The organism is Saxibacter everestensis (assembly GCF_025787225.1).
Taxonomy (GTDB): Bacteria; Actinomycetota; Actinomycetes; order Actinomycetales; family Brevibacteriaceae; genus Saxibacter; species Saxibacter everestensis.
In genome coordinates this window covers 1,550,510-1,563,388 of the sequence record NZ_CP090958.1, presented here as the reverse complement: position 1 = coordinate 1,563,388, position 12,879 = coordinate 1,550,510, and the positions used below count along the sequence as shown (strand labels likewise).

The 12,879-nt window shown below is 63.2% G+C and carries 12 protein-coding genes; 2 read left to right on the top strand and 10 right to left on the bottom strand.

Annotated elements, in window-relative coordinates; all coding sequences use genetic code 11:
• Window positions 1-63 precede the first annotated feature (63 nt).
• The 3 genes from LWF01_RS07505 to LWF01_RS07495 form a co-directional block, all read right to left on the bottom strand.
• Complete coding sequence (locus tag LWF01_RS07505; RefSeq protein WP_349640415.1) at window positions 64-603, bottom strand: DinB family protein; 540 nt, start codon at window positions 601-603, stop codon at window positions 64-66.
• A gap of 114 nt (window positions 604-717) precedes the next feature.
• Window positions 718-1,818 carry an alcohol dehydrogenase catalytic domain-containing protein gene (locus LWF01_RS07500; RefSeq protein ID WP_349640414.1) on the bottom strand — a complete coding sequence of 367 codons (1,101 nt, stop codon included), beginning with the start codon at window positions 1,816-1,818 and terminating at the stop codon, window positions 718-720.
• The gene (locus LWF01_RS07495; protein ID WP_349640413.1) at window positions 1,815-3,287 is read right to left on the bottom strand and encodes a purine-cytosine permease family protein; all 1,473 of its coding nucleotides are present in this window, start codon (window positions 3,285-3,287) and stop codon (window positions 1,815-1,817) included. Before LWF01_RS07495 ends, LWF01_RS07500 begins: the two co-directional genes overlap by 4 nt.
• 241 nt (window positions 3,288-3,528) lie before the next feature.
• Between LWF01_RS07495 and LWF01_RS07490 the strand changes: the two genes are divergently transcribed.
• Window positions 3,529-4,188: a TetR/AcrR family transcriptional regulator gene (locus LWF01_RS07490; protein ID WP_349640412.1), complete on the top strand. Its 660-nt coding sequence runs from the start codon at window positions 3,529-3,531 to the stop codon at window positions 4,186-4,188.
• An 89-nt stretch (window positions 4,189-4,277) separates the two neighbouring features.
• Here the strand turns inward: LWF01_RS07490 and LWF01_RS07485 are convergent, their stop codons facing one another.
• Window positions 4,278-4,955 (bottom strand): FMN-dependent NADH-azoreductase, encoded by a 678-nt coding sequence (locus LWF01_RS07485; protein ID WP_349640411.1) that lies wholly within the window; start codon window positions 4,953-4,955, stop codon window positions 4,278-4,280.
• A 271-nt stretch (window positions 4,956-5,226) separates the two neighbouring features.
• On the opposite strand from LWF01_RS07485, the gene LWF01_RS07480 reads away from it, so the two are divergent.
• On the top strand, window positions 5,227-5,634 hold the full coding sequence (locus tag LWF01_RS07480; protein WP_349640410.1) for a winged helix-turn-helix transcriptional regulator: 408 nt from the start codon (window positions 5,227-5,229) through the stop codon (window positions 5,632-5,634).
• A gap of 108 nt (window positions 5,635-5,742) precedes the next feature.
• Here LWF01_RS07480 and LWF01_RS07475 read toward each other — a convergent pair whose 3' ends face one another.
• The 6 genes from LWF01_RS07475 to LWF01_RS07450 all read right to left on the bottom strand — a co-directional run bounded on the left by LWF01_RS07475 (window position 5,743) and on the right by LWF01_RS07450 (window position 12,264).
• Window positions 5,743-6,681, bottom strand: coding sequence for a coiled-coil domain-containing protein (locus LWF01_RS07475; protein ID WP_349640409.1), 939 nt, complete (start codon window positions 6,679-6,681; stop codon window positions 5,743-5,745).
• Between the two features lie 121 nt (window positions 6,682-6,802).
• Window positions 6,803-8,029: a GDSL-type esterase/lipase family protein gene (locus LWF01_RS07470; RefSeq protein WP_349640408.1), complete on the bottom strand. Its 1,227-nt coding sequence runs from the start codon at window positions 8,027-8,029 to the stop codon at window positions 6,803-6,805.
• Window positions 8,030-8,145: 116 nt separating this feature from the next.
• A complete protein-coding gene (locus LWF01_RS07465; RefSeq protein ID WP_349640407.1) occupies window positions 8,146-8,421 on the bottom strand; it encodes a hypothetical protein in 276 nt (91 codons plus the stop codon).
• Window positions 8,422-8,612: 191 nt separating this feature from the next.
• Window positions 8,613-10,787 carry an RNA polymerase recycling motor ATPase HelR gene (gene helR / locus LWF01_RS07460; protein ID WP_349640406.1) on the bottom strand — a complete coding sequence of 725 codons (2,175 nt, stop codon included), beginning with the start codon at window positions 10,785-10,787 and terminating at the stop codon, window positions 8,613-8,615.
• 299 nt (window positions 10,788-11,086) lie between these two features.
• Entirely contained in the window at window positions 11,087-11,533 is a 447-nt protein-coding gene (locus tag LWF01_RS07455; protein ID WP_349640405.1) for a GNAT family N-acetyltransferase, read from the bottom strand.
• A 215-nt stretch (window positions 11,534-11,748) separates the two neighbouring features.
• On the bottom strand, window positions 11,749-12,264 hold the full coding sequence (locus LWF01_RS07450) for a putative immunity protein (RefSeq protein WP_349640404.1): 516 nt from the start codon (window positions 12,262-12,264) through the stop codon (window positions 11,749-11,751).
• Window positions 12,265-12,879: the final 615 nt, after the last annotated feature.

Genomic DNA, 12,879 nt, shown 5'->3' with positions numbered 1-12,879 from the left:
CGCGCTTGGCAGAGAGCTCAACCTAGCGTTGCCCAGCGTTGCAGGATCGACAACGCCCGGCGCTTACTCGCCGGTAAGGCCGTCAACGGCTTCCCGGAGCAAGTCGGCGTGACCGTTGTGGCGCGCATACTCCTCGATCAGGTGGACCAGGATCCATCGCAGAGTGGGAGCCTGACCGTCGGGCCAGGTCCGGCGGGCCGAAAACTCCAAACCTCCGTCGGCAAGCGCTTCCGCAATCAACGAGCTGGAGCGGGCCACTGCGTCCCGCCAGAGCGCATGAAGTTCCTCAGGGGAGTCCTCGGCAGCCGAGCGCCAGTCCCAATCGGGATCAGACTTCCAGTTCACCGCATTCCACGGTGGCTGCCGGTCGCGCCCGTGCAACCACCGGGATGACCAATCGTCCTCAACGTAAGCGAGATGCTTGAGCAAGCCACCCAAGGTCAGCGAAGAATTGCCGACTCGCGCCCCCAGACCATGCTCGTCAAGCCCCGAACACTTCCACGCCAGGGTCGCTCGCTGGAAATCCAGGAAGCCCAGAAGGGTCGTGGCCTCGTCTGCTGCGAGGGGAGGTTCCGGACGCCCCTGCTCGTCAACGTCTGTCATAGGCGGCGAGTCTACCCGCACGACAAGCCTGGCGATAACGCGCAGGACGAAGGTTTACGCCTCCCGCGAGCGAGTGAGGGCACCGCTCTCCTGGGGGAGGAGTCGCCCCGCGGCTCACCCCGTCGGAGTCAGGACTGATCGCAGCCCGGTTCCGGCAGCCAACTCATCCAGGGCTAAGCCTGCCTCGGCTAACGGACGGACCTTGTCAATGAGCTGCTCAAGCGGCAGATGTCCGGCCAGGTGGAGCTTGGCCAAGCGGGGTATGTCCACCCGGGCTACGCTCGATCCGTAGTTACAGCCCAATATGCTCTTGCCCTGATCGGCAAGATCGTAAGGGTCGATGGTCGAACGGGCACCGATGCGGGTCATTCCCACCAGGACGGCGGAGCCGCCGGGGGCAAGCAGACCAGGCAGGGTTTCGATCACCTTCTCATTGCCGATGGCTTCGAAGGCGAAGTCAACGCCGCCCAGATGATCGTTCACGTAGGCAGTGAGGTCGGTGTCCCGGGGATCGATCGTGATGGTCGCGCCGAGCTCGGCGGCCTTGGCTCGTTTCTCGGGGGAGAAGTCAACGGCGACGATGGGGTGCGCCCCTGCGAGCTTGAGACCCATCACCACGGAGAGGCCGACCCCGCCGCAGCCGATGACCACGGCGGACGCCCCGGCCGGTACCCGCGCGGTGTTGAGTACGGCGCCGACTCCGGTAGTCACCGAGCAGCCCAGCAAGGCACCGACTGCAAACGGCAGGTCGTCGTCGACCTTGACAGCGGCAGTTTCCGGGACCACCACCTGCGGTGCGAACGTACCCAGGCCGAGGTAAGGCCACAAGTCCTTCCCCTGGTCATCGGTGAAGGGTGTGGTCCCGTCTGGCAGGGTGTTATCCAGTGCGGTGGTACCGGTACACAGCCAGCCCCGCCCGGCAGCGCAATTGCTGCAGCGCATGCAGGGGGCGAACCATGAAAGTACAACGTGGTCGCCAGGCTGCACAGTCGTCACGCCGGGTCCGATTTCGTCAACGACCCCCGCGGCTTCGTGGCCGAGGACGAGAGGCTGCTCGGCCGGCCAGTCTCCATTGACGATGTGCAGGTCCGAGTGGCAGACCCCGGTCGCACGGATACTAACCCCGACCTGTCCGGGACCGGGAGCTGAAACGTGGACGGGCTCTTGGCCGACACCTGATCCGGGGCGGAAAGTCGTGGCATGTTTGACGGTCATTTGTGGTCTCCTTCAGGATCTTTGGAAGCGAGGTGTTCATCGCTTCGACGTCGTTCCGTTTCTTCTGCGGTGAGGTCGAGTGAGCGACCCATAAGTAGATAGGCCACCGAGGTCACGGCAAGACCGATCAGCCAGGCGATGTCGACGTCTCCCAGAGCGGCGGCAGCGGGACCGACATAGCTCCAGCCGCCGATGGTGGGCAGAACCATGAACGGAACTTCGGCCAGTAGCCCGATTCCGAAGGCAGTCAACCCGCGCCATCCCCAGGCTCCATAGATGCCATTGGGCGTGAAGAGGTCGGCGATGGCGTAATGACCCTTACGGACTATGAAGAAGTCGACGAGATTCGTCGCCGTCCAAGGCACCAGGATGTAGAGCATCAGGGTCAGCGCCGAGAATACGGTCGCGACCGCACCCGAGTTGATTGACGAGGCGATGAGGTACCACGCCAGGGCGAGTACCAGAATAGTCACGACCCGCGCGGTTGTCTTCGGTTTGATCGGACGCACGGAGTCGATCGTGGTCAACACAGTGAGGGCTCCGCCGTAGGCGTTCATGCCCATTGTGGCGGTCAGGGCCAGGGCCGACAGCAGCGCCGCGGCGTCACCCAGAGGGGCAAAGATGGTGTTCCCGGCAGTCTGCAGCCCGGCGAGCCCATCGGTGGCGCCGAGCGCGATGGTCAGCCACGCACCGAGGGCGATAAGCCAGATGGCCGAGGACGAGGCGCCAAAGAAGACAGCTGCGATTACGGATCGCGCCGAAGTGTTGGTGGGCAGGTAGCGCGAATAGTCGGAGACGTAAGGGGCGTAGGTTATGTTGTACGCCGCGCATGCGGCGAACTGGGCCATGAATCCCTGCCAGCTGAAGCCGTATTGAGTCGCGTCCCAGGTTCCGCCGGCGGCGCCTGCGATGACGCCGATCGTGAGGATCGTCATCACCGGAAGCGAGATGTAGAGCAGGATGCGGAATGCCTTGTGAAGCCAGTCGTGACCGAAGATCGCCAATCCCGCACCGGCGACTGTCGCGAGGACGGCGATGAGGGTCGGGTCCCATCCGAACGAACTACCGAGGCCCTCGCTGAGTAGGACCGTGTCGGCCACATTGAACGCCATGTAGGTGAAGAGCGTAGCCAGTAGCGGGACGATCACTCCGCGGTAACCGAACTGTGCCCGCGACTGGATCAACTGCGGCAGTCCCATGGTCGGCCCTTGCGAGGCATGGAAGGCCATGAAGACAGTACCGACGGCGATGCCAAGTACGCTGGCGACGATTGTCCATCCCAGCGACAGTCCCATGGACGGTCCGATGAACCCGATCGGAATGGAGAAGTACTGGAAGTTTCCAAGGAACCACAACGGGCCCTGGTGCCACAGTTTCCCGCGACGTTCGTTTTCGGGAACCCAGTCGATCGACCGAACCTCGATCAGCGGGGCGGCTGTTTTGCCTGTCTCGGGCGGGATATGGCTCATAACTTTCCTTTGGACGAGGCACGGATTTGGAGGGCAAGCGGTATCTGACCGAGCGACCGGAGTCCCAGCGCCGCGACCCGTCGGGCGAGAGGCGCTGCTGACTCGAATGTTTCGCAGAGCGGCAGATTTGTTCTCTCGATAATATGGCGCAGATCACTCTAAACCAAATGATATTTGGTAACGGTAGAATAACGAACGCCCTCCAAGCGGCCCACTGCCCGCGGACTGCAATACTCGGTACATGGCCAGGCCTCGAACCCAACTCTTGTCGCGCGAGATCATTCTGGATGCAGCCCTGGAACTGATCAGAACGCAGCACGACTTCACCATCGTCGGCATCGGCAAGCACCTGGGCGTCAATCCCTCTTCGCTGTACCACCACATCAGCGGCGGCAAGGACGAGATCATCAACGCGCTCCGCGAGAGGATCTACAAGAATATCGACTTGCGTTCACTGCAGACACGCAGTCCGAGCTGGCAATCGAAGCTCGCGGCCTGGGTTCGGGCCTACCGGGAAGCCGTCGCGCAAAATCCCGCCGCCATCCCCATCCTGATCGGCCAATCCGTTGACGACGCCCCGACCCTCGCCATCTACGAGGCCCTGGCTTCAATCCTGAGCGAGGCTGCCATCCCCGAGGACCAGCACCTGGGAGTCATCTCGATGCTCGACTCTCTGGTGTTCGGCTCTGCGATCGATGCCGGCTCCCCAGAACCGTTATGGGACACAACCGCGGAAGGGCAACCCAACCTTCACCGGGCTGTCGCCATGACCCGCACTCCCGACCGGGTTACTTCCGGCCTGGAGATGGGCATTCAGGCAGCCGTCTCCTACATCGAACGGCTGGTCGAAGAATCTTCGACCGCCACCACTGATTTCGAAGCTGCCGATCGCGGACGGTAGCCGGCGTCGGGAGCCAACTGCCGGCGGCTGCCGAGATGTGCTGGCCCGCCGGCTACCGCCACGCGTGAGCAGGCGGCTATTTCCGCCTCTCAGTCGTTGACGAGCTGGAGGGCGCCAGCTGCGCTGAGCTGGCCGGCAAACCCGACGGCTGCGTCGGTGAGCTCAGCCTCGGCAACCTTGCGCGTGCCGTCAACATCGCCGTTGAGGACAGTCGGGGCGAAACGGACATGAATCGCATCCTCGATGCCCACGAAGTTCAGCCAGTCAGCGAAGAATGTGCTGCTGAAATCAGAACCGAAGGCGGCCGGAACGCCAGGGGCGTAAACACCGCTGGTATGGATGGCGAGAGCCTGTTTGCCCTCCAGCAGGCCGCGATAGCCCTTTTCCGGGTCGAAACCAAAGCTCCAACCAGGCTGGGTAATGATGTCGATCCACTGCTTCAGGACGTAGGGAACACCTGCATTCCACATCGGGATGTTAAAGACGTAGGCATCGGCAGCAGCGAACTGGTCGAAGACTGCACGGGCTGATTCCCACGCGGCGACCTGCTCCGGCGTCTGTTCCTGGCCGGAGAAAACAGCCATCTTGGCAGCCGCTGCAGTACGGCCGAAAACGGGCAGCGCGCCATCGCTGAACAGGTCCAGAGTCTCCAGGTCGAAACTCTGAGCACCGGCAGCCTGGACGGAATCGATGAAATGCCGGGCCAACCGCAAGGAGTCGCTATTGGCATAACGGGGAGAGGCATTGACGTGGAGAATCGTAGGCATGGGGCTTCCTTTCAAAGATCTGCTAACGGAGCACTTTGTGCCCCGTTTTCGATCCTGACCTAGACTTCCACGCTGCGTAAGAAGGCACTATTTACTGCCCAGGGCACTTCAAGGTGCCTTCCAAGCAAGGTCTTCGAACCCGCCAAAGGGGCCGTAGGATTTCTTCCTGTGGAACAACCCGGCGCAGGTGTGGAACGCCAAGCCGCTGTAATATCACCCCCAAAGTATGCTGGGCTCCACGAACCGATTGAATGAGAAGAGTATTGGGGAAATGACCCTCACGGCTGAAAAGAAGCGTCAGGCAGCACAGCAGCAATACAATGCCTTATTGGACCTTTGCCCGGCACGCCAGCTGCTAGAGGCCATCAGCAGCAAATGGGTGGCGCTGGTAATGCTCGCCTTGATGGATGGGCAGCAGCGCCACAGTGACCTCCGCAAGAAGATTCCGGGTGCCAGCCAGAAGATGCTCACTTCCACGCTACGTTCGCTGGAACGTGACGGCCTGGTTTCCCGGCGCGTCACGGCGTCAGTTCCCGTGCGCACAGATTACGAGCTCACGCCCCGCGGACACTCGCTTCTCCGCATCGTATTTGAAATGAAGGAATGGGCCGAGGAGAACATGGATGACGTGGCCGCCTCCCGCATGGAGCATGACAGGCAAAAGCTCGCCTTCAACTAGCCCCCGAAACTCCGGTCTGCATCTGTTTTGCCTGCATCAGTTCTCCTGCATCACGCCGGCAAAATTACCGCGAGTTTCGCGGCTGGCGCTTCTCCTTTCTCCGGTTCCCTAGTTCTCCGGAGGCTGCTCCGCCCGCTCACGCGCCCGTTCCGCCTTGCTCAGCGCCTCGGTCTCATCACGGCGAATCCGCTTCCGTTCCTGCTCAGCTGAACGCAGATCCCGCTCGACCGTCTCGATGTCGCGTTCGACGTCGCGAATTCGGTCCCGAAGATCGTCGAGCTCGCCTGTCAGCCGATCTCGACGCGCGGCAGTGTCTTCGATCCTTCGTTCGGCTTCCAGGCCATCCGCGGACAGCCGTTCCGCCTCCCGCTCGGCGTGCTCTGCCTCGCGCCGGGCTGCCTTCTGCCTCTCGGCGTCCTTCCGCTCGGCTTCGGCCCGGCTGTGTTTCTTCTGCTGGACGCTCTTGCGGGCTCCGGACTTCTTGTCATTGCCCCGACGTGAGGCCGCCTTCGATTCTGCGGTTCCGGAAAGCGGCCCGATCATCTCCGGCAGGGCAACGGATCCGGAGAGATCCACGGGCTCCAGGCCGGTGGCGGACAGCGTCCGTGTCAGCCACCCGCTGCGGACCGCTGTTGCCGCCGCGGAGTCCGTTATCGCGGCTCGCAACGTTTGTTCGACGTCCGTCACTGTCGTTTCGCTGAGATCATGTCCGAGTTCGCCTGCCAGTCGGCGCGCCTGCTTGGCCAGGGCACCAACTAACTGGTTCCGCTGCCGGTTCAGCTCCCGCAGTTCGTCCCGGTCGGCGTCCTGTTGGGCTTCCCGGAATGTGGCGCCGAGCTCGAGTACGCGTGCAATGTCCTCCGCACGACGACGCGAGAGCATGTTGACCACCCACGCGTCCTTCGAGGGTTTCGGCAGGCCCCGGATCTGCTGCACGAGTTCCTTGTCTCCTGCTGCGCGTGCGGCCTTGGCTCGCTCGTTGCGGGTGGCGGTGAACTCTTCGGGTAGCAGCGCGTAGAGCTCATCCGCGACTTCGGCAAGCTCCATATCAGCAGGCTCCTCTGTTCGTGCCCGGACGACCGGTTCGAAACATCGTGTTCCCGGTTCTCGCCAGCGCTGTCATGCCGCAGTCGCAGTCGGCAGGAATGCGTGCGGGCACGAAAGCGCCTCAGGCCACGTCTGCCGCGAACGGGGTGCCGTCGCCGAAAGCAAGCCGCGCGAAGCGTTCGCCGATCCGACGGTGCGCAGCGGCGTCCGGGTGCAGCTGGTCAGGCAGCGGCAGTTCGGCGAAGTCCTGCTCGCCGTAGAGCTCCCGGCCGTCCAGATAGTACAGATTCGGATCGTCGTCCGACCGCTGCGCAACGATGGCGGCGAGCTGCTCCCTGATCACACTTAGGGTCAGCTGGGTGGGATCCGAGGCGTCGCCGGTGGCGCGGAACTGCACCTTCCCGGAGCTGAAGTCCGGGAAGGCCGGGCCGGGAGTGCGCTCGTGGATTGGGCACAGCACCGACGAGACAACAAGCAACGGCACGGTGGGATGCCCCTCGCGGATCGTGTCCAGAAAACCATGCACTGCGGGCCCGAATGCCCGAAGCCTCATCAGGTCGGCATTTACCAGGTTGATGCCGAGCTTGACGCTGATCAGGTCCGCCGGCGTGTCTCTTAGTGCGCGGGCGACGAATGGGTCGAGCAGGGCGCCGCCGCCAAAGCCCAGGTTGATCAGCTCGACGCCGCCTGCCGCGGCAGCCAGGGCCGGCCAGGTTGAGGTCGGACTGTCGGTATCGGAACCGTGGCTGATCGAACTGCCGTGGTGCAACCACACCCGGCGCCCGCGCTCCAGCGCCGCCTCGACCGGCGCATTCGTGCGCAGCGCCACGAGCTCGGTAATCTCACGGAACGTCAGCCAGATCTCGACGTCCTTCATCTCGGAGGACAGACCTGAGAAGCGAACAGTGCCGGTCGGTCCCGGTCGAGTGACCATAGTGCCGTTGGTCATGTCAATGGCCAGGACATTGCCGCCAGGCGCGGTGGCCTGACCGGCGAGCCGGCCGTCGACGAGCAGGTCGCACACGCCTTCGGGGCGCGGGGGAGCGCCTTCGTAAACATTCTTGGTTGGCAGAACCTCCAGTTCGATGGCGGTGGCGCGGGTGCGGAACACCAGCCGGACGCCGGAGGGCTGCGCCTCGGCCATGGCCAGTTGCCCATCGGATATCTGCTTTCGCGCCCAAGCAGGCAGGCGGTGCGGAAGCACACCGCGCTCGGTCTGCTCAAGTTCGAGCGCGCCCCGCAGGATGTCGGCAGTTATCGGTGTCGTGATCCAATCGGCCGCTTGGGTCGCGGTGGTTCCAGAGTTCTGGTTTCCTGGGACAGGGAGATCGTTGAGCTGGGAGTTCATCACCCCAGTCTGCCAACTGAACACCTGATCCCGCTCATCATTTACGGGCGTGCCCTGATTCCGGCTGCACGAACGCCTCGGGACATCGATCGTTGGATTGGCGCTGCTGAATGAAGCTACGACGAGCGATTGCGTCGCCGGATTGCCGCTGGGACATGTTCAGGGAAGTCCTCTTCTCCTATCCCACCCGGGCCGTAGAACACCTCAAGAAAGTTTCTAATTGATTCAATTAGATCTTCCCGGGGAATCCTATGGCCATCGCTGGTACTCGTCGAGAATCCGTAACCGGCCACAGGTCCGTTGATCCAGCCGAAATCGTAGGTGCCTCGCGGACCGGAACGAGATTTGACGGTGAAGTGTTCTTCGTCGACGGTTACTTCAAAATGCGTCATCGGCTGATTATAGAACTGGATAAACAATACGCGGATTTACCGTCGGCCGGGGGGAGCGGTAGGTCTTTTAAGCCCTACGATCATCTGCCGGATTCACTCTCGTGTCGGGTCAGTTGGCGAACCTCCGCGGCAAATCTGTTCGAGGAAACAGCTCCGTGTCGAGGCACGAGCTCGTCGAGGACTGGCCTGCCTCAGGTACTTGTGAGGATGACGAGTTGCTGGGTCGCGCGGGTCATCGCGACGTAGCGGTCGACCGCTCCTTCAATCCCCGTTCCGAACGCTTCCGGGTCGACGAGCACGACGAGGTCAAACTCAAGGCCTTTGGCATTTTCCGGGACCAGCGACCGGACGCGAGGTGTCGCCTGGAATGTTGGGTTGCCGATCACGCAAGCGATCCCGTCGGCATGTGCGACGAGCCAGGTATCGAGGATCGACTGCAGCTCGGACGTCCGTCCGTGTACGACTGGGACGCCGCTGCGACGGATGGAGATCGGCACGTTGACGTCCGGGAGCGCCTCCCGGATAACTGGTTCGGCTTCGGCCATCACCTCTTCCGGCGTCCGGTAGTTGATGCTCAGCGCGGCGAGGTCGATGTGGTCTAACCCTATCCTTCTCAGCCGTTCCTGCCACGACTCCGTGAACCCGTGCCTTGCCTGAGCACGGTCCCCGACGATGGTGAAGCTCCGGGACGGGCAGCGGACCAGCAACATCTGCCACTGGGCGTCGGTCAGTTCCTGAGCTTCGTCCACGATGACGTGTGCGAACGGGCCGGCGAGTCCCCCGCAAGCGGGAGGTGCCCCCAGGTCCGGGTCGGCGTCAGTCGGAGAGGCGTCGTTGACCAGAGCAGCCTGCAGGTCCTGGCCGCGCAGCATGTGCATCACCCCCAGCGTGGAGTCGTCGGCGGCGATCAGGTCATCGACGATGTCCGCCATCCGCGCACGTTCGGCGGCGACAGCGGCCTCGTGCCGACGTGCGCGTCGGCTTGCCTCCGGGTCTCCGAGCCGCTGCCGGGCGGCGTCAAGGATCGGCAGGTCGGACACCGTCCATGCCTGAGCGTCCGCTCGCTGCAGGTTCCGAACCTCATCGGCGGCGAGCCAGGGAGCGCACATCCGTAGGTAGGCGGGTACCGACCACAGGTCTCCGACGAGATCGGTCGGCTCGAGCAACGGCCACGCCCGCTTGAAGATGCCGGCCAGCTCTTGGTTCTGCAGGAGCGATTTTCGGAGGAGCTCAGTCGGCACATCATCGTCATTGTGCTTGTCGATCAGGATTGACAGCAGCTCCTTCCAGACCTGATCACGTGCCTCGTTATGCGGAGTACCCGGTTCCGGTGCGTCGAACGCCTCGGCCCATTCGGTGGCGCTGAGCCAGACGTCCGCCCAATCGGTCTCGACCAACAGGCCCTCCGCAGGAGGCTCCTCATAGAATCTGACAGCCGGCTCGACCGCCGCCACCAGGCGTGCGTCCGACTTCAGGAGGGCGGCTTCCGGGTCGGTCTCGTTTCCAGCCGTGGCGCCCTCGGGGACCAGGTCCCGCAGGGTGCAAGTCTGCACACCCTCCTCGCCAAGGCTGGGCAGAACGTCGGCGACGTAGGCCAGGTATGGCTGATGCGGTCCAACGAACAGCACGCCACCCCGGCCGTCCCTGAGGCGAGGGTCGGAATAGATGAGGTACGCGGCTCGGTGCAGCGCGACGACAGTCTTCCCGGTGCCCGGACCGCCATCGACGACGAGGGCGCCCTGGGAGCTCGAGCGGATGATGGCGTCCTGGTCGGCTTGGATGGTGCCGAGCACGTCCCGCATCCGGGGTGAGCGGCTGCTGCCGAGGCTGGCGATGAAGGCGGACTGATCGTCGAGTGCGGCGTGCCCTTTCAGGCCGTCTGGAGTGAAGACCTCGTCCCAGTAGTCGCTGATTCGCCCCCGGGTCCAGCGATATCTGCGGCGACTCGACAACCCCATTGGGTTGGCGTGGGTCGCACCGAAGAACGGCTCGGCTGCGGGCGTACGCCAGTCGGTCAGCAGCCGACGGCCTGCACTGTCGGTCAGGCCGAGGCGTCCCACGTACACGGGCACCGGATTGTCTGCCTGGACCATGCGGCCGAGGCACAGGTCCAGGCCGAAGCGACGCAGCAGGCGCAGTCGTGCGGTGAGCCGGTGGATCTCCAGGTCTCGATCCAGTGCCTCCTGGCCCGAGCCGCCGGGGGACCTGCGCTGGACATCGATCCGGGCTGACAGCTCGGCGATCTGCTGCTCAAGGCTCTCCGCTATAGCCCCGAAGTGCTGCTCGTCACCTGAGATCAGTGCAGGGTCGGCCTTGGCGGCAAGGCGCTCGGGCAGATCAAACGCGCTGGTAGTTATCGGGTTCACGTCATCGCCTTTAGTTATCGGGTTCACGTAATCGCCGCGGATAGAGAAGCCCCGTGGGCCCGGTAAGTCAACAACAACACACGCATTTCTTTGCTCCGGATCGGAAAGAAATTTGGCTTCGGAGAGCCAATTCTGAACCACGACCCGGGCCTTGCGGCAAGCCCCCTGGTTGGCTATATTCTGAAGATGGAGAGGGGAGCTGCGTGCTCTCCTTTTTTGTCGCCCAAACGGTGAGCGGGCAACGTATCCGAGATGCGGTAGCGCGTCGCGTCAACGCCGGATCAGGTGATTGAGTTGGATCAGAGGTACTTGCTGAAGAACACGCGTCGGTAGCCATGGTCGGTACCGCGATGGGTCTCGATAAACCCATGCCGGGGATAGTAGGCAAGGTTCTCAGTCATTGCCTCGTTGGTGTAGAGCCGCACCTCGGCCAGACAGTGTTCTCGCGCCTGCTCCTCGGCGAAGGCCAACAATTGCGCGCCGATGCCCAATCCCTGAGCATCGGGTGAGACGGCGACATTGTCGAGCAGCAGGTGGTCATGCTCCAGCTTGAGGACGAGTAGTCCCACAAGATCACCGTCGTGCTCTGCCACCCAGACCTGACCAGCATCGACCAGTGACGCATAGTCCGCCTGCATAGGGGCCGGTTCCGTGCCCATGCGCTCCACGTAGCGCGCGTAAGCGGTGCGAGCCAGGTCAGCCAGCGCTCCAGTGTCTCTCGGGTGCGCTGCTCGAATCATCACCATGATTGGCAGGTTTACCACAATGATGTCGGTGGAGACTCTCCAGCTGACCCGTGGCTTCCGTGGAGGACGTCATTGACGCACGGCCAGGGGACACTCGTGCTCAGCGTCACCCCAACCGTCAGGCGCCACGCGAAAGGGCCAGCCACGGGGGAGGGGAGCCCCGCGAAAGTGCGAGCCACGGGAGAGGGAGCTACCTGCGGGTGCAATACGCTCGCTCAGCAGTCGAACACAGACCAGCAGATGTCGTTCCGCAGCGCCTGGTCATCAAGTACAAGCTCGCGAATCGCTTCCGGGAGTTGGTCACGCTGCCATTGGCACTCGAGTCGCCCCGCGGTCTCGCGTTCGCCTTCCGGTGCGGCAGCGCGTGCGGCCTTGATCGCATAGGCGGCTGCGCCGAGCTCGTGCGCGGCGACGTGGGCCACGGCTCCGGCTTGGCCAGCGGCGTAAGCGGCATGTCGTGCTGCTCCACGCAGGTCTCGGGCCGCGCCCATTGCATGACCGCCTGCGGCGCGAGCCTGCATCATCTTCACCTCGCCAAGCACCCAGGCCCGGGCATGCTCAATCGCCTGACGAGGTCGACGATCCTCGGGCTGAGCCGACTCGAAGAGGCCAAGAACGTGCTCCGCGCACGAGGCAGCCCAAAGGGCGAGGAGCTGGTGGTTCGAATCGGTCAGAGTCCCACCGCGGCGGATCGTCACGAAGCGAGGGTCCTGGACCTTCGGGAGGATCATGTTTGGCACTCCTTCTGCACTGCTGCCGCCGAAAACCCAGACGTGCGCCCGCAACTAGGCACGAGAACAGTTTGAAATCCGGAGGACGAATCCGCAAGCTCGTATCTGACCGACGTGCGGCGGGTTCAGAGGTTGCGCGCCGGGTAATTCATATCAGGAAGTCAGGCGTGGCTTCGATGTTTCGGCACCGCGGTAACTGAATCGACCGCATGTCGTTCGAGGTAGCGGGGGAGTAGCGGTATGGACTGCCCATTCTGACGGGACGGGCAGCATCCAGGTCGTGGCCGACCGGGTTATGACCTAGATCTGCGACCTTCTTCGACACCACGGCTACTCTCACTAGAGGCAACAAAACTGTCGATCACGCCGTGGGCGACGAATTTCGGCTGGTTAACATAACCAATGCCATTCGGCGCTTCGCAAGCACGACGCTCGAGGTGGCCTCGGAACAGAACCCAGTCTGCCTGACACCCGAGATTCAATCAGGAACTCCCGATACTCAGCAAGAAGCTCTACGTGGTTGGCCGCTCAGCGGCAGTGAGATCGAGGATGGTGGAATTAGCCAGGTTTGCGAACCAACAAGCAGTCTGGCCGGCGACTCACTGGCAGTCGACG